Genomic DNA, 16163 nt, shown 5'->3' on the forward strand with positions numbered 1-16163 from the left:
TGACAAGCCATGAAAAAGATCATATTCACGCTCGCTGCGGTCGGCATGCTTTCGGCCTGCTCGCTGGACGAGACCCCCTACGGCTTCTATTCGAGCGACAACTTCTACAAGACGGAGGAGGATGCCGAATCGGGCCTGATGTACGCCTACAATGCATTGAACTACCTCGAATACCTCCGCGGAATCTGGTATCTGGGCGACATCCCGACCGAAACGATGTATCCCAAATCGGACGAGCCGGGCGACATCCACATGCTGCAGCAATGGACCGTCAATTCGGAAACCGAGCTGACGATGTACTACTTCAAATACTGCTACATCGGCATCAACCGCGCCAACACGGTCATCGAACGCGTTTCGGGAGGCAATCTGAACGAGACGGTGAAAAACCGCGTCGTCGGCGAGGCCCTGTTTCTGAGGGCATGGAACTATTTCAACCTCGTCCGGGCCTACGGCCGGGTTCCGCTCTACACCGAGCCGCTCTCGTCGCTCGAAGAGACGACGCCCCAGATGGCCGAGTCGATCGACAAGATCTACGACCGGATTCTGGAGGACCTGCTCGCGGCCGAAAAGATGCTCACGGTAAACAAGGTCTTCGGCCGCATCGACAAGGTCGGCGCGCAGGCCCTGCTCTCGAAAGTCTACCTGACGCTCGCGTCGAGCATCGCCTGCAAGGCTCCCGGCTACGCCTCGGCGCCGCGCAACGCCGACGAAATGTACACGCAGGCCGCCTACTGGTCGCGCAAGGTGGTTTTCGACTATAAGGAGACGTACAACTTCGACAGCGACCTGCGCAGCATCTACGACGTTACGAAACCCGACGGACCGGAACACATCTTCATCATGGGCATCGACCGCAGCGGCACGCACAAAGGCATGTATTCGAAAATCCCGCTCCAGTTCCTGCCCAACAACGGCTCCGCGCCGATCTACATCCGCTACAGCGACGGCAGTCTCCAGAAAGGCAACGGCAACGGCTGGGGCGTCTTCCTGGTCGAGGACAACTTCGTGGAGAAGACCTTCCTCGCCACCGACAAACGGCGCACGGAGCTGATCCACAAGGACATCTACGACCAGACCGGCAAACTCGTCACCCCCTCTCCCGTTCGCGGCTACTTCTCGGCCAAATACGTCGATCCCGACTTCATCGGCGAACGCACCAGCGCCCGTCCCTTCCTGATCCGCTATTCGGACATTGCGCTCGTCTTCGCCGAAGCGGCCGGTCCCGACGAAGGACTGGCGCTGGTCAACGAAATCCGCCGGCGCGCCGGAATCCCGGAGCTGCCGGAGGGCATGAGTCTCGCCGAATTCCGCAAGGCCGTGATTCAGGAGCGCGCCCTCGAACTGGCGTTCGAAGGCAACCGCCTCTACGACCTGCGCCGCACGGCGTCGGTCACCGCCACGGTTCCCGAAGCCACGAAACTCTCCGAAGAGCAGGCGGCCTTCTACCCGATCCCGCAGCGCGAACTCGATTTGAACCCGAACGTTAAATAGACACTACGAAGATGAAAAAATACCTCATACCGACCGCCCTTCTGCTTGTCACGGCCCTGTCATCGTGTACGAAGACCATCAACGAGGACCTTTCCGGCAACGAACATTCGCTGCTCGAACTGCGCGTCGAAGGACAGATGGGAACCGCCATCATCGACCGCGACGGCAGCCGGGCCACCGCAACGGTCTATATCCTCGAAACTCCCGGCTTCGCCTACGACCGGGTTCCCGTCAAGGGAATCGTCGTCTCGGAGGGCGCCAGCGTCGGGAACGGCGACGTGCTCAATTTCAGCAACCCCGAACGCCGGGCGCGCATCACCGTGACCTCCCGGTCGGGACACAGGCTCGACTGGTGGATCTACCTCGAAACCTACGATCCGTTCTTCCTCGGCACATGGCGCATCGTCGATGTCAAGCTGGCGTGCAACCAGCGGGTCAGCGGCGTCGGCGACGGAGCTTGGACGACGCAGCTCAGCAGCGGCGAATTCGGCACCTACGGACTTCCCGAATACGACGACCGGGTGACGATCACGCTCGGCGAGATCTCCGACAACGAACTCACCGGAACGCTCGTCCATTCGGCCGGCGACGACGGGGCGTACGGCAATTTCTGGGGTGTCTACGCGCCTTACAGCGTCGAAGCCCCGCTGGACATGAACCCGCGTCTGCGTCACCTGCTTCCGCCGGGCGAATCGCAGTGGACCCTCGACCTGACCACCAACCAGATGAAGATCACGCAGAACAACGTCTCCTCGACCATGATCTTCGGCACGGAAGGCAACAACCGGCTTTTCCGCTTCCTGCTGCCCAGCGCCGCCGGAGAACCGGGACGCGACTCGTTCTACGACAACATGTGGCGCAGTTCGACGGAACTCTTCTACGTCATGTATAAGGTCGGCGACTGACCGCCGCACAAACCGATAAACGGGGGCTGCTTTCAAAAGCAGCCCCCGTTTATTTCCGATCCGGACGTTCGGCCCGGAACCGGCATTCGCCCGGCGATTTACTTGATACGCTCGTAATATTCGCGCGTGCGGGTGTCTACGCGGATCTTGTCGCCCGTGTTGATGAACAGCGGCACGCGGACCGTTGCGCCGGTATTGACCGTGGCGGGTTTGAGCGAGTTGGTCGATGCGGTATCGCCCTTGATGCCCGGCTCGGTGTAGGTCACCTCCATGTCCACGATCGGGGGAAGCTCGGCCGAAAGCACGGTCTCCTTCTCGGTGTGGAACATCACCTCGACGATCTGGCCGTCGGCCATCAGGTCGTAGTTGGTGATCAGGTCCTTGTCGATATTGATCTCCTCGAAGGTCTCCGTGTGCATGAAGTGGGCGCCCAGATCATCCTCGTAGGTGAACTGATAGGGACGGCGTTCGACGCGTACGGGTTCGATCTTCGATCCTGCGGAGAAGGTGTTGTCGAGTACGCGGCCCGATTCGAGGTTCTTGAGTTTGGTGCGCACGAAAGCAGGGCCTTTCCCCGGCTTCACGTGCTGGAAATCCACGATCTGGAAGGTCTTGCCATCCAGTTCGATGCACATACCGATCTTGATGTCAGCTGTAGTTGCCATAAGGTATTCTGTTTAGATGTTTTTCGAGGTCGCAAAGTTACGAAAAAAATCCGTAAATTCCTATTCGCCCCATTCATAGTGCTCCGCATCGACGCCGAGCAGCGCCACGGCGCGGTCGGCGACCGTGCCGCAGAGGGCCTCGACGTCCTGCGCCCCGGCGTAAAACGAAGGGCATGCGGGCAGAATCACGGCCCCGGCTTCGGTCAGCGCCGTCATGTTGCGCAGGTGGATCAGCGACAGGGGCGTCTCGCGCACCACGAACACCAGCCGCCGACGCTCCTTGAGCATCACGTCGGCGGCCCGCTCGATCAGGCTCTGCGCCGCACCGGCCGCCACACGCCCCACGGTGCCGACCGTCGAGGGCACGACGACCATCGCGTCGTAGCGGGCCGAGCCGCTCGCCGGCGGCGCAAACAGATCGTCGTTGCCGAAGAGCCGGATACGCCCATCCTCCGGCAGCACGACATCCTCGTGCGCCAGCACTTCGCGGGCATGGGCGCTGCATACGAGCGCGATCTGCGACACTTCGGACGAGCGCAGCAGCCGTTCGAGTGTCAGCCGGGCGTAAATACCGCCGCTGGCGGCGGTTATGGCGACGACGATCTTCATGTCAGAATTCGATGGCTTTGCATTTCAGCCCCATCTGTCTGATTTTCTCCAGCGTGCGGGGCAGGGCGTAGCGCATGTTGCGGAAGGCTTTCTCGCTGTCATGAAACACCACGATAGCCCCCGGCGCCAGATACTTCGTCACGTTCCTCAGGCAGGTCCGGGGCGAGAGGTTGCGGTTGTAGTCGCGCGAAATGATGTCCCACATCACCAGCTTGTAACGCTGCCCCAGAAACCGCGCCTGCGCCGGCGTGATCCGCGCATAGGGCGGCCGGAACAGTTCGCTATGAATCAGGTCGTTGGCAAAATCCACATCCTCCGTATAGCGTTCGAGACTCATGCCCCACCCCTTCTGGTGCGAATAGGTGTGGTTGCCCACCTTGTGTCCCGCATCGACGATGCGCCTGAACAGGTCGGGATACATCTCGACGTTTTTTCCCAACACGAAAAACGTCGCTTTGGCATCGTACTTGTCCAGTGTGGCGAGAATCCACTCGGTAATGCCGGGAGTCGGTCCGTCGTCGAACGTGAGGAACACGCCCTCCGGGTCGTCGATCTCCCAGATCAGGTCCGGCATAAGCCGGCGGATTATTTTCGGTGGTTTTAAACGCATGGTTTCCTATTCCGGACCAAGCCCGCGCAGACCGCGACAGCGGCGAACCGTTTCGTCCGTACCGGTCCGGGCGGGGAATTTATCATCCTGCAAAAATAGTGAAAATCCGCGCTTTTCCGAAAAATTAGCTATATTTGTGTGTAGAATCAACTTACGACCGGCTATGAAAACGTTTTTCCGCATTGCCGCAGCCGCGGCCCTTTTCGCAGCGATGACGGCCTGCGACGCATTCCATTCGCTGACAAAATCGCGGCTCAAAACCGCTCAAGGCTCCCCCTACGAGCTGATCGTCGTCTGCCCCCAGCAGGAGTGGACGGGCGAGCTGGGCGACACGCTGCGCTCGATACTCACGGCTCCGGTTCCCTACCTCAACCAGACCGAGCCGCTGTTCGACGTGCTCCGCGTCACCGAACGGGGATTCACGGGCATGGTCGCCGACCACCGCAACATCCTCAAGATCGTCGAAGACCCTTCGCTCGCCGCGACCAACATCGCCGTCCAGTACGACGTGACGGCCGAACCGCAGATCGTGCTGACCCTGCAGGGTCCCGACGACAAGGCGCTCACCGACTACCTCTCCGAGCACCGCGAAAGTCTGGTGCAGGTGCTCGAAAAGGCCGAGCGCGACCGGGCGGTCAAATTCGCCGAAGCCTTCTCCGAACAGCGCGTCGCCAAGGCGATAAAGAGCACGTTCGGGGTCGACATGACCGTACCGAAAGGCTATGTGCTGGCCGCCGACGAGAAGGATTTCCTCTGGGCGCGCTACGAATACCCCACGGCCAGTCAGGGCTTCTTCATCTATTCCTACCCCTACCGGGGCAAGGAGTCGCTCTCGCCGGGCGCCCTGCTCGCGGCGCGCAACGAATTCGCCGCCCGCATTCCGGGTCCGTCCGACGGTTCGTACATGACCACCTCCGAAGCGTTCGAACCCGACTACCGCATGTTCCGCATGGAGGGACGCCTGTGGTGCGAGCTGCGCGGTTTCTGGGATGTCCACGGCGACTTCATGGGCGGCCCGTTCGTCAGCTACACGACCGTCGATACGGCCACCGGCCGCGTCCTGACCATCGACTGCTACGTCTACTCGCCCAAAAACCACAAGCGCAACTACGTGCGCGGCGTGGAGCACCTGCTCTACCTGCTGAAATTTCCGGAGCAGCCCCGGCAGTAACCCCGCCCGGCGGTCCTCCGCACCGATGAAGAAACCCGTATGCAACAAATTCTGACATACATTTTTCTGATTATCTATTCGGTCACCATCCTCGGCATCATTCTGGTCGTCATCACCGACAACCGCAATCCGCTGAAGACGCTGCCGTGGATCATCGTGCTGGTGCTGGCCCCCGTCTTGGGGCTGATCTTCTATTTTTTCTTCGGCCAGAACCTCTCCAAACAGCGCATCATCTCGCGCCGGACGCGCAAGCGCATCACCCTGCAGCTCGAAGAAGCCGAGCACACCGACGGTCCCGACCTGCCCGAAGCGTACCGCCCGCTGGCCGCCCTGCTGACCAACACGAGCCACTCGATCCCGCTCTACGGCAGCCGGATCACCACCTACACCGACGGGCGGTCGAAGATGGAGGCCCTGCTGACCGAAATCGCCTGCGCAAAGCACCACATCCACATCCAGTACTACATCCTCAACGACGACGAAACGGGCCGCCGCCTGCGCGACGCGCTGATCGCAAAGGCCCGCGAAGGGGTCGAGGTGCGCATCCTCTACGACGACGTGGGCAGCAGCGGGGCCAAAAAATCCTTTTTCCGCAGCATGCGCAGCGAAGGCATCGAGGTCTACGCCTTCCTGCACGTCAAATTCCCGCTCTTCACCAGCAAGGTCAACTACCGCAACCACCGCAAGATCGCCGTCATCGACGGCTGCGTGGGCTTCCTCGGCGGCATGAACATCGCCGACCGCTACGTCCGCGGCACCCGGTGGGGCACATGGCGCGACACCCATTTCCGGATCGAGGGCAGCGGCGCCGCGGGCCTTCAGGCGTCGTTCCTGAGCGACTGGTCGGCGACCACCAAGCAGCAGATCGCCGCGGCGGAATACTATCCCCCCGCGGCGCGTTTCACCGACAACATCATGCAGATCGTCTCCAGCGGCCCCTTCGGCAAATGGCGGACGCTGCTGCAGGCCGACAGCTACGCCATCGCCCGCGCCCGGCGGCGGGTGTGGATCCAAACCCCCTACTACCTTCCGTCCGACGTCCTCAACTCGGCGCTGCAGGAGGCCGCGCTGGCGGGCATCGACGTGCGGCTGATGCTCCCCGCACGCTCCGATTCGAAGGTCGTGGATCTGGCGACGCACTCCTACCTCGACGACATGATGAAGGCCGGCGTAAAGATACTCTTCTACATGCCGGGATTCCTGCACTCCAAACTGCTCATCATCGACGACATGCTCTCGGTCATCGGCTCCGCGAACATGGACTTCCGCAGTTTCGAACACAACTTCGAAGTCAACGCCTTCGTCTACGACGGGGAATTCACGGCGCGCATGGCCTCCGTCTTCGAAGAGGACCAGTCGCGCAGCCATCCGCTCACCCCGGCCGAATGGTTCCGCCGCCCCCGGAGCCGCCGCGTCGCCGAATCGCTCATGCGGGTCTTCTCGCCGCTGCTGTAAACGCGCTGCAGCCAACAGCGCATACCAATACGCCGCACGCGAATACAGACGCATGCGGCCGGACGATTTTTCCCGACATCAGGATTTCAGGAGGTCAGATTTCGACGATTCCGTTGCGGATGGCGTAAACGACCAGACTGGCGGTGTTCTTGCAGCCGGTCTTTTCGAGAATGTTAGCCCGGTGCTTGTCCACCGTGCGCTTCGAAATAAACAGCTCGTCGGCGATCTCCTGATTCGACAGTCCGCGGCACACGGCCACCAGAATCTCGCGTTCGCGGACCGAGAGCTGCTCGTCGGGCACGTCGTCGCGCGTGCGCATCCGCCCCGTGAGCGATGAAAGCAGCTGGGGGCTGAAATAGCTTCCGCCCGACATCACCGCGTCGATGGCCTCGATCACGTCGCCGATGTCGGAATCCTTCAGCAGAAATCCCCGCGCCCCGGCCTGCACCATGCGCGAATAATAGCTCTCCTCGCCGAACATCGAGAGGGTGATGATCCGCAGATCGGGCCGCCGGGCCAGCGCCCGTTCGGTGGTCTGCGCCCCATCGAGTCCCGGCATGGCGAAATCCATGAAGACCACGTCGGTCTCCAGTCCGGGCAGCATCGCGAGAAACTCCTCGCCGCTGGCGGCTTCGCCCACGACGCGGCACCCGGCGCAGCGTTCGAGCAGCCCCCGCAGTCCGTTGCGGAAGAGCGAATGATCGTCTACGAGTACTATTTTGCGTTCCATGATTCTACCGGTTACGGCGTTTGCGCTTCGGGAGCGCCGGTTCCTGCTGCGTATTGACCCGGATCGCGGCGCGCATGCCTTTGCCCTTGGCGCTCGAAATGTCGAAGGTCCCGCCCAGCGAATTGATGCGCGACGAGATGTTCGAAAGCCCCATGCCGCAGTCCATCATCGCCTGCGGATTGAACCCGCGCCCGTCGTCCGTATAGTCGAGAGCCAGCTCCGAGCCGTTCTGCGACAGCGACAGGTTGATCGACGTGCAGGCGGCGTGCTTGAGCGAGTTGTTTATCAGCTCGCAGATCACGCGGTAGAGGATCACCTCTATATCTGTATCGTAACGCTCCGTGCGGAGGTTCGTCGTGAAGCGTATCTTCGCGTCGTGCATCGCCGCGCTCTTGTCGATGAAGTTCTGCACGCCGCGCGCCAGTCCGAAATCGTTGAGCACATGCGGCGAGAGGTTGTTCGATATCTCGCGCAGCGAACGGATCGCCTCGTCGATCACATAGGTCGTATTGTCGATGATCTCGCGCTGGTCCGCAGAGCGCTCCTCGCGCGAAAGCACCGAGAGCGACATCCGGGCCGACGACAGCAGCGGGCCGAGTCCGTCGTGCAGCTCCTTCGAGAAGCGCGACCGGGCCTTCTCCTCGGTGCGGAGCACGGCCGTGAGGATGCGTTTGTTGAGCAGCTGCCGCTGCCGGTTCAGACGGTCGATGTATTTGAACAGCTTGTGGGCGTACATGACGCCGATCGACAGACATACCGAGACCACGATCCCCAGATAGCCGAACCACCAGCGCGGCACGTAGTGCCCGCCGGCCATCAGCAGCTGCACGAACCGCTCGACGGAGAGCAGCGAAAAGCCCACGATGAAGAGAATCCACACCGAGTTGTACTTGGTGGCGCGTACCAGCCGCAGGGCGTAAGCCGTGGCGAGGGTCTGGACGATGATCGAAATGACGAGCAGGATTTTGATCAGCATAGGCCTGACTATTTACTTTACTGCAAATATACGATTATTTCAGCACTTCGGCAAGCGCTCCGAGCTGACGGTAATCCGTCAGGTCCACCTGCACGGGCACCACCGAGACGTAACCATGCGACAAGGCCCATTCGTCGGTGTCCTGCGCCTCCGGCTCTTCGTTGACGAAGGCTCCCGTAAGCCAGAAATACTCCCGGCCGCGGGGATCCTCGTGGCGGTAGAACTCCTCGCGCCAGAAGCCGCGGTTCTGGCGGCAAAGACGGATGCCGCGCAGCTCGTCGGGCCTGCCGACCGGAACGTTCACGTTCAGACAGAGCGGCAGCTCGATCCTGTTTTCGAGCACGCTGCCCACGATCCGCCTGCCGTACGCCACCGCCGCCTCGAAATCGGCGTCCTCGCCGTGGTCGTCGAGCGACAGCCCGACGGCGGGACAGCCGTAGAAGCTGCCTTCGATCGCCGCGCCCATCGTCCCCGAATAAAGCACGTTCACGGCGGAGTTGGAGCCGTGGTTGATGCCCGAAATTACCAGATCGACGCGCTCTTCGCGCAGCAGGTAATCGAACGCCATCTTCACGCAGTCCACCGGCGTGCCGGAAAAGGCGTACACCTCCAGCCCCTCTTCCTTCCGCACACAGCGCAGGTACAGCGGGTTGTACATCGTGATGGCTTGGCTCATGCCGCTCTGCGTCGTTTCGGGCGCCACCACGACCACGCGGCCGAAGCCGCGCGCGACCTCCACGGCCGCCGCAAGTCCTTTCGAATCGTAGCCGTCGTCGTTGGTGACAAGTATCAGTCTCTCTTCCTTCATATCTCAAGTTTATCGCAAAGACAGCACAAACCGTTCTCAAATGCGTATCCGCACAAAATTTTGCCGGATTCGACCTGCCGGCCCGGCGTCTGTCTCCCCGCAAAGATAGTGAAAGGCGGGCGACAAAACGAAAATTTGTTTCCGATTTTGTCCGTGGCGCACTTTGTTTCGTCCGAACCGCACCTTGTTGTCCGCGTCGTCCCGTTGTATCCATGCCGTCCTGTTTTATCCGCACTGCACCTCCCGTTTTGTCCGTACCGCCCCTTGTTCACCAAAACCGCCTCCCCTCTTGTCGAAGCCGTCCCTGTTGTGTCCATGCCGTCCCTGTTGTAGCCATGCCGTCCCTGTTGTAGCCATGCCGCCCTCCGCTTCACCAAAGCCGTCTCCCGTTCCGCCCGAACCGCCCCCGTTTTCCGTAAAGACAACGATAAATCGCGCCCCGAAACGATATTTTTACGCCCCGTTTGCGCCGAATGAAAAAAACTTCGTATATTTGCACTCCCTTTCAGGGCGTATATCAACCTCTTTCATTGGGTGCCGCGCAGTTGCGCAGGAGGGCGGGGACGGCTCAGGCGGTCCGAAGCCGCGGACGCAGGATTACGGATCAGGGTATCCGTATGGTAAGCCGGGCACAGCGGGAATGTTGGGTGCGAAACACAATAATTGTTGCAACAATGAACAAAGACGCAATCATCAAGCTCGTAAACGAGCAGATGTGGGCAAAGACGGATGCCGATGTTCCGTCGTTCAAGGCCGGTGACACGATCACCGTATCCTACAAAATCGTCGAGGGTAGCAAGGAGCGCGTGCAGAGTTTCCGCGGCGTAGTTATCCAGATCAAGGGTTCGGGCAAGACCAAGATGTTCACGATCCGTAAGATTTCGGGCGGCGTGGGCGTGGAGCGTATCTTCCCCCTCTACTCGCCCCACATCGACAAGATCGAGGTCAACAAGGTCGGCGTAGTACGCCGCGCACGTATCTACTACCTGCGCGATCTGACCGGCAAGAAGGCCCGCATCAAGGAGAAGCGCATGACCAGCGCGGACAAGAAATAATCCGGACGGTCAGCAAGAAAAACAGGGAAGCTCCGGCTTCCCTGTTTTTTTTATTGCCCGCGACGCCCCGTTCCGTTTTCATTCCGCCCCTTCGCTTCGTCCTTTCTCTTCAACCGGCTGTTCTTTCCATTCCGTCCCGCAGTCCGTCCCTCTCAGGCCCGCAGTCCGACGCCCACGAGCGCATCACTTATTTCTTATTTATAGCCGCCGTCTTTCAGTTCGGGCTGCCTTTTCTCTTATCCGCCGTCTCTTCCATCCGAAGCCGCCGCCCGTCCCCTTCAGCCCGCCCCGTCCTCCGCTTCTTATTCCGCCCCGCCATTCAGTTTCCTGCCCGACCTCCCCGCCACCTGCATCTCCCCGCCACCTGCATCTCGCCGTCTGCGGCGGCTCTCCGCATCCGCATTCCTGCTCCTGTGCGGCCCCTTCTCCGCTCCCTGCTCCGGCCCATCCCGGCGCGCCATTCCGCCGGCCGGATTAAGCATTCCCTCCCTCTGCAAGCCCCCGTCGCCTGCAAACAACCGCTGCCCCTCCCCGGCTACAGCAAAAAAATCCCGGCGCCGCAAACTCGGCACCGGGATTTTTCGTTTTCCGACCGGAGCATCAGTCCACCGGAATATCCTTGTTGACGTTCTTCGAACCGATAAGCGCATAGTAGAGCATATAGGCCAAACCGGCTACGATCACCCAATAGCTCGTCAGGTAACCTACGCCGCCCGTCAAATCGACGATGCCGTTTTGCAGCAGGGGAAGGATGCCGCCGCCGCAGACCAGCGCCATGAAAATACCGGAAGCCTTTTCCGTATATTTACCCAATCCTTCTACCGCCAAGTTGAAGATGCCTCCCCACATGACCGAAGTACAGAGACCGACAAGCACCAGCAGCGCGGCACTCACCGGCACGTTGACCAGTCCGAAGCCCTCCGCGCCGTTGAAAACCGGCAGGTTGACCGGCACGTTCGGCGCGAACATGGCGCCCAGCGTCAGCAGCAGGCCGGCCGAAGATACGACCATCAGCATGCTTTTCGCCGACACCTTGCTGCCGATCATCGCGCCCAGAAGCCGGCCGACCAGCATCAGCAGCCAATACGTAGCGGCGACCGAACCTGCGATAGCCTCGACGTTCACGCCGCTGCCCAGCACATTCAGCTCAGGATTCTGCAGCCACTTCTGCAGCACGTTGGGAACGCCGACTTCGACACCCACATAGACGAAAATCGCCACGGAACCGAGAATGAAGTGACGGAACGAGAGCGGGCTGTATTTGGACGTCTCGGCGACTTTCTTGCCCTCCGTCTTCTGGGTCTCCGGAATCTTCGTCAGCGCGATCACGATGAATGCGAATGCGAAAATGGCCAATGCGCCGTACATCAGCGGGAATACGTTGCTGATCTGCGCATTCTTGATACCCTCCGGAATCAGCAGGCCGGTCAGGATGATGACCGCCGTGCCGCAGAGCGAGTTGAACGAGCCGCCCGCCTGAATGAGCTGATTGCCTTTGTTTCCGCCTCCGCCGAGCTTGTTGAGCATCGGGTTCACGACGGTGTTGAGCAAACACATGGAGAAACCTGCGATGAAGGCGCCGAGCAGATAGACACCGAAGCTCTCGACCGAGCCGGAGAGCGTCTGGATGCCGACGCCGGTAAAGCCGACGGCGATAGCGACCAGTGCGGTTTTCTTGTAGCCGTACTTCTGCAGCATGTTGCCGGCAGGATACCCCATGATCGCATAAGCGATGAAGTTCGCGAACACGCCCAGCGTTCCCATCCAGTTGGGCACATTGAACTGGTACTTCAGAATGTCACCCATAGGTGATGCCAGATTCGTCACGAATGAGATCATACCGAAGAGGAAGATCATCACAATGATCGGCAAAGTGTAATTTTGTTTTTTCGTCTCCATTGAGTTTTATGAAATTTAGGTTAATGAGTTTTCCCGTTTACCGGTCCCGTTCGGCGATGTAGGCGCAGAGGTTCGCCAGCGCCGTACGGTAATCCGACGCCTCGTATTCCGAGAGCATCTCCACGGCCCGCGCGATATAGCTGCGCATCACCTCGGCGGCGAAGGTCAGTCCGCCTTCGTTCTCGACCGTACGCTGCAGGTATTCCACCGACTCCTCGTCGTCGTGGCAGCACGCCAGCCGCCCCAGCAGCTCCGTGCGGCGTTCGGCCGGCGCCTTGTCCAGCACGGCCAGCAGCGGCAGGGTGATCTTGCCCTCGCGCAGGTCGTTGTTGGCGGGTTTTCCCGTATGCGCCGTGCGCGTGTAGTCGAGAATGTCGTCCTGTATCTGGAAAGCCATGCCCACGGCCTCGCCGAAGCGGCGCATCAGGGCCACCTTCTGCTGCGAAGCGCCCACGGCCATCGCCCCGGCCGAAGCGCTGACGCCGATCAGACACGCCGTCTTCTTATAGATGATGTCGAGGTACGCCTGCCGCGTCATGGTATGCTTTTCGGCGCACTCGCTTTGCAGCACCTCGCCTTCGCAGAGCGCCGCCATCGACCCGCAGACGTGCGTCACCAGATCGAACTGACCGCTCGTCAGGCCGATGCTCAGGTTGCGGGCCAGAATGTAGTCGCCCAGAATCACCGCCTTGTGCGACTGCCAGCGCGCATTGGCCGACGGCTTGCCGCGGCGCATGTCGGCTTCGTCGATCACGTCGTCGTGAATCAGCGACGCCACGTGAATCATCTCCACGAGCATGGCTGCCAGATGGACCCGGCGCCCCTTGGCCGCCTCCGCCACCGGCGAATTCATCGCGGCCGACAACAGCACCAGCAGCGGCCGGATGCCTTTGCCGCGCGACGACAGGGCGTAACGCAGCATGTCGGAGAGCAGTTCCCCCTCGGCCGTAAACTGACGATCGACGAATTCGTCGAACGCCTCCAGTTCCGCAGTCACGGGTTTGCGGATCGTATCGAGTGTAATCATAAAGCCTAATCTGTTCGCGGCAACGGACGCAACACGGCCCGGAGCGAAGGCCTGTTCGGGAAATGCCCCGCACACCGGGTCGCCGCATATCTTTGGCAAAGATAGTGATTTTTCGCAATCGCCGCTCGTCAAGTAAATGTTTTTTCGTACCTTTGCGAAGCTTAACACGTTCACTCAGACAGCGTGCGCCCCGGCGGAATGCGGACCGCGCCCGGCTTCCGCCCTGAGTCTGCACGGTCTCCGGCCACCGGATAACGACTTGAAATATGGAATCTTCGAAAACGATCATACGCCGGCTGCTGCCGGCAGCGGCGGCCCTCGCGCTCTTCTTCGTGGTGAGCGCAGTCTACTTCGCCCCGCAGTTCCGCGGCGAGGTGCTGCCCCAGCACGACGTCGTGCAGTACGACGGCATGGCCAAGGATATCAACGACATGCGCGAAGCCACGGGCGAAGATCCCCAGTGGACGGGCCGCATGTTCGGCGGCATGCCCGCCTACCTGATCAACGTGGCCTACCCGGCGCAGCTCGTCAAGAACACCCTCGGCCGGGTCGTCAAGATCATCGACACCCCCGCCGCCTTCCTCTTTTTCGCCATGACGGCCATGTGGCTCATGCTGCTGATCTTCGGCGTCAATCCGTGGGTGGGCGTCGTCGCGTCGCTGGCCTACGGCCTTTCGACCTATTTCCTGCTCATCATCGGCGCAGGCCACATCACCAAGATGTGGGCGCTGGTCTACGCCCCGCTGATGATGGGCGGCGCGTGGATGACCCTGCGGGGCAACATGTGGGCCGGAGGCGCGCTCACGGCGCTCACGGCGTCGCTCGAAATCGGCGCCAATCACCCGCAGATCACCTACTATTTCCTGCTGGCGATGGCCGCCTTCTGGATCAGCGAAGGCGTCACGGCCTTCCGGGAGAAGCATTTCCGGAATTTCGCGCTCCGCACCGCCGTGCTCGCCGCCGCGGGCCTGCTGGCCGTCGGCTCGAACTTCTCGCCCCTCTGGTACACGGCCAAACACTCCAAGGAGACCATGCGCGGCGGCTCCGAGCTGGCTTCGACCGCCGAGACGTCCAAAAACGGACTGGCCCTCGACTACGCCACGGCATGGAGCTACGGCCGCACGGAGAGTCTCAACCTGCTGGTTCCCGACTTCATGGGCCGCGAATCGGGCACGGCCTTCGCCCCCGACGGCGAAGTGGCCGCCGTGCTCAACGACTACGGACTGCGGGGCGCCGCGCAGCAGCTGCCCGCCTACTGGGGAACGCAGCCCTACACCGGCGGTCCGACCTACCTCGGCGCCGCGGCGATCTTCCTCGCCGCACTGGGCGTCGCGCTGGTCCGGGGCCGCAACAAGTGGTGGATCGTGGCGGTCTCGGCGCTGACGCTCCTGCTGGCATGGGGCCGCAACCTGATGTGGTTCACCGAATTGGCCTTCGACTGGCTCCCCGGCTACAATAAATTCCGCACCGTCTCGATGGCCCTCGTCGTCGTGCAGTGGACGGTTCCCCTGCTCGGCGCACTGGCGCTGATGCGGCTCTGGCGCGACGAAATTCCGCGCCGGCGGCTCTTCAAGGCCCTCGGCTGGGCCGCGGGCGTCACGGGGGGCCTCTGCCTGCTGCTGGCCGTCGCGGGCGGCTCGCTCTTCGACTTCGGCCGCGAAGAGAGCGCGGCGATGATGACCGAGCAGTTCCACCAGATACTCAAAGCCAACAACATGCAGGAATACCTCGACCGGGGCATGGACGCCGAAATGGGCATCGCCACGGCCGACGCCATGGCCGCCGAACGCGCTTCGATGATGCAGGCCGACGCATGGCGTTCGCTGCTGATGATCCTGCTCGCCGCGGGCGGCGTGGCGCTGTTCGCCCTGCGCAGAATCAACAAATACGCACTCACGGCGCTGCTCGGCGCGGTGATGCTGCTCGACCTCGTTCCCGTGGACCTGCGGTTCCTCTCGCACGACGACTTCATTTCGGCGCGCCGCCGGCAGATCACGGCCACGGCCGCCGACAAGGCGATCTTGGCCGACAAGGATCCGGGCTTCCGCGTCCTCAACCTCACGGTCAGCCCGTTTCAGGACGCCACGACCTCCTATTTCCACCGTTCGGTCGGCGGCTACCACGGCGCCAAGCTGGCCCGCTATCAGGACCTGATCGACCGCTACCTGAGCTACCGCAACGACGCGGTGCTCGACATGCTCAACACCCGCTACCTGATCGTCCCCGGCGACGACGGACAGCCGCAGGCCGTGCGCCGCGCGACGGCAAACGGTCCGGCGTGGTTCGTCGATGGGATCGTCGCAGCCGACACCCCGCAGCAGGAAATCGACCTCTTGGGCAGCGTCGATCTGAAAACGACGGCCGTCGCCGCCCCCGCCGACAAGGCGTTCGCCGAGGAGTGGCAGGCGGGCGGACAGGCGGATACGACGCTCGTGCGCGGCATCGCGCTCACGGAGTACCGTCCCAACTACCAGAAATACGAATACACGGCCCCCGAAGAGTCGGTCGCCGTATTCTCGGAGATATTCTACGACCACGGCTGGACGGCCTACGTCGACGGCGAGGCGATGCCCGGCTTCCGGGCCGACTACATCCTGCGCGCCATGAAACTGCCCGCCGGCCGGCACACCGTCGAGTGGCGGTTCCGCGCTCCGGGCTGGGCCGCGGCCGAGGCCGTGACGCTCGTCTCGTCGCTCCTGATCCTGCTCGGCGCCGCCGCGGCACTGACATACTGTTTCCGCAAGAAAAAGGCATAAGAC

The 16163-nt window shown here is 61.7% G+C and carries 14 protein-coding genes; 6 read left to right on the top strand and 8 right to left on the bottom strand.

The genetic code is table 11. The features are described from left to right. Positions 1-9: 9 nt before the first annotated feature. Positions 10-1494 carry a RagB/SusD family nutrient uptake outer membrane protein gene (locus ACESTR_RS01790; protein WP_022043787.1) on the top strand — a complete coding sequence of 495 codons (1485 nt, stop codon included), beginning with the start codon at positions 10-12 and terminating at the stop codon, positions 1492-1494. An 11-nt stretch (positions 1495-1505) separates the two neighbouring features. Beyond that, complete coding sequence (locus ACESTR_RS01795; protein WP_373178710.1) at positions 1506-2399, top strand: hypothetical protein; 894 nt, start codon at positions 1506-1508, stop codon at positions 2397-2399. A 98-nt stretch (positions 2400-2497) separates the two neighbouring features. Here the strand turns inward: ACESTR_RS01795 and efp are convergent, their stop codons facing one another. The 3 genes from efp to ACESTR_RS01810 are packed head-to-tail and all read right to left on the bottom strand — an operon-like array spanning position 2498 to position 4247. Next, positions 2498-3064: an elongation factor P gene (efp, locus tag ACESTR_RS01800; RefSeq protein ID WP_009597599.1), complete on the bottom strand. Its 567-nt coding sequence runs from the start codon at positions 3062-3064 to the stop codon at positions 2498-2500. 60 nt (positions 3065-3124) lie between these two features. After that, positions 3125-3673, bottom strand: coding sequence for a UbiX family flavin prenyltransferase (locus ACESTR_RS01805; protein WP_130063150.1), 549 nt, complete (start codon positions 3671-3673; stop codon positions 3125-3127). 1 nt (position 3674) lies between these two features. Continuing rightward, on the bottom strand, positions 3675-4247 hold the full coding sequence (locus tag ACESTR_RS01810; protein ID WP_022043790.1) for a polysaccharide deacetylase family protein: 573 nt from the start codon (positions 4245-4247) through the stop codon (positions 3675-3677). Positions 4248-4446: 199 nt separating this feature from the next. On the opposite strand from ACESTR_RS01810, the gene ACESTR_RS01815 reads away from it, so the two are divergent. Then, entirely contained in the window at positions 4447-5454 is a 1008-nt protein-coding gene (locus ACESTR_RS01815; RefSeq protein ID WP_009597647.1) for a DUF4837 family protein, read from the top strand. Positions 5455-5493: 39 nt separating this feature from the next. Then, positions 5494-6909 carry a cardiolipin synthase gene (cls, locus tag ACESTR_RS01820; protein ID WP_014775468.1) on the top strand — a complete coding sequence of 472 codons (1416 nt, stop codon included), beginning with the start codon at positions 5494-5496 and terminating at the stop codon, positions 6907-6909. A gap of 94 nt (positions 6910-7003) precedes the next feature. On the opposite strand, the gene ACESTR_RS01825 is transcribed toward cls, so the two are convergent. Genes ACESTR_RS01825 through surE form a run of 3 tightly spaced genes read right to left on the bottom strand, consistent with a single transcriptional unit; the run spans position 7004 to position 9423 of the window. Next, complete coding sequence (locus ACESTR_RS01825; RefSeq protein WP_009597668.1) at positions 7004-7639, bottom strand: response regulator; 636 nt, start codon at positions 7637-7639, stop codon at positions 7004-7006. A 4-nt stretch (positions 7640-7643) separates the two neighbouring features. Next, on the bottom strand, positions 7644-8615 hold the full coding sequence (locus tag ACESTR_RS01830) for a sensor histidine kinase (protein WP_009597670.1): 972 nt from the start codon (positions 8613-8615) through the stop codon (positions 7644-7646). Between the two features lie 34 nt (positions 8616-8649). Then, positions 8650-9423: a 5'/3'-nucleotidase SurE gene (gene surE, locus ACESTR_RS01835; protein WP_009597616.1), complete on the bottom strand. Its 774-nt coding sequence runs from the start codon at positions 9421-9423 to the stop codon at positions 8650-8652. Positions 9424-10097: 674 nt separating this feature from the next. Between surE and rplS the strand changes: the two genes are divergently transcribed. Further along, positions 10098-10478, top strand: a complete 381-nt coding sequence (gene rplS / locus ACESTR_RS01840) for a 50S ribosomal protein L19 (RefSeq protein WP_009597593.1) — start codon at positions 10098-10100, stop codon at positions 10476-10478. 600 nt (positions 10479-11078) lie between these two features. Here rplS and ACESTR_RS01845 read toward each other — a convergent pair. Both ACESTR_RS01845 and ACESTR_RS01850 read right to left on the bottom strand, forming a co-directional pair. Then, a complete protein-coding gene (locus ACESTR_RS01845; protein ID WP_227042314.1) occupies positions 11079-12377 on the bottom strand; it encodes an MFS transporter in 1299 nt (432 codons plus the stop codon). A 37-nt stretch (positions 12378-12414) separates the two neighbouring features. Continuing rightward, complete coding sequence (locus ACESTR_RS01850) at positions 12415-13404, bottom strand: polyprenyl synthetase family protein (protein ID WP_039940183.1); 990 nt, start codon at positions 13402-13404, stop codon at positions 12415-12417. A 266-nt stretch (positions 13405-13670) separates the two neighbouring features. Here ACESTR_RS01850 and ACESTR_RS01855 point away from each other — a divergent pair, with 266 nt between their 5' ends. Continuing rightward, positions 13671-16160, top strand: a complete 2490-nt coding sequence (locus ACESTR_RS01855; RefSeq protein ID WP_014775464.1) for a YfhO family protein — start codon at positions 13671-13673, stop codon at positions 16158-16160. Positions 16161-16163 lie beyond the last annotated feature (3 nt).

Source organism: Alistipes sp. DJF_B185 (assembly GCF_964250025.1).
Lineage (GTDB): Bacteria > Bacteroidota > Bacteroidia > Bacteroidales > Rikenellaceae > Alistipes > Alistipes finegoldii.

Coding starts and splice junctions, on each gene's coding strand:
- ACESTR_RS01790 (WP_022043787.1), top strand. CDS start 10: ATGAAAAAGATCATATTCACGCTCGCTGCGGTCGGCATGCTTTCGGCC.
- ACESTR_RS01795 (WP_373178710.1), top strand. CDS start 1,506: ATGAAAAAATACCTCATACCGACCGCCCTTCTGCTTGTCACGGCCCTG.
- efp (WP_009597599.1), bottom strand. CDS start 3,064: ATGGCAACTACAGCTGACATCAAGATCGGTATGTGCATCGAACTGGAT.
- ACESTR_RS01805 (WP_130063150.1), bottom strand. CDS start 3,673: ATGAAGATCGTCGTCGCCATAACCGCCGCCAGCGGCGGTATTTACGCC.
- ACESTR_RS01810 (WP_022043790.1), bottom strand. CDS start 4,247: ATGCCGGACCTGATCTGGGAGATCGACGACCCGGAGGGCGTGTTCCTC.
- ACESTR_RS01815 (WP_009597647.1), top strand. CDS start 4,447: ATGAAAACGTTTTTCCGCATTGCCGCAGCCGCGGCCCTTTTCGCAGCG.
- cls (WP_014775468.1), top strand. CDS start 5,494: ATGCAACAAATTCTGACATACATTTTTCTGATTATCTATTCGGTCACC.
- ACESTR_RS01825 (WP_009597668.1), bottom strand. CDS start 7,639: ATGGAACGCAAAATAGTACTCGTAGACGATCATTCGCTCTTCCGCAAC.
- ACESTR_RS01830 (WP_009597670.1), bottom strand. CDS start 8,615: ATGCTGATCAAAATCCTGCTCGTCATTTCGATCATCGTCCAGACCCTC.
- surE (WP_009597616.1), bottom strand. CDS start 9,423: ATGAAGGAAGAGAGACTGATACTTGTCACCAACGACGACGGCTACGAT.
- rplS (WP_009597593.1), top strand. CDS start 10,098: ATGAACAAAGACGCAATCATCAAGCTCGTAAACGAGCAGATGTGGGCA.
- ACESTR_RS01845 (WP_227042314.1), bottom strand. CDS start 12,377: ATGGAGACGAAAAAACAAAATTACACTTTGCCGATCATTGTGATGATC.
- ACESTR_RS01850 (WP_039940183.1), bottom strand. CDS start 13,404: ATGATTACACTCGATACGATCCGCAAACCCGTGACTGCGGAACTGGAG.
- ACESTR_RS01855 (WP_014775464.1), top strand. CDS start 13,671: ATGGAATCTTCGAAAACGATCATACGCCGGCTGCTGCCGGCAGCGGCG.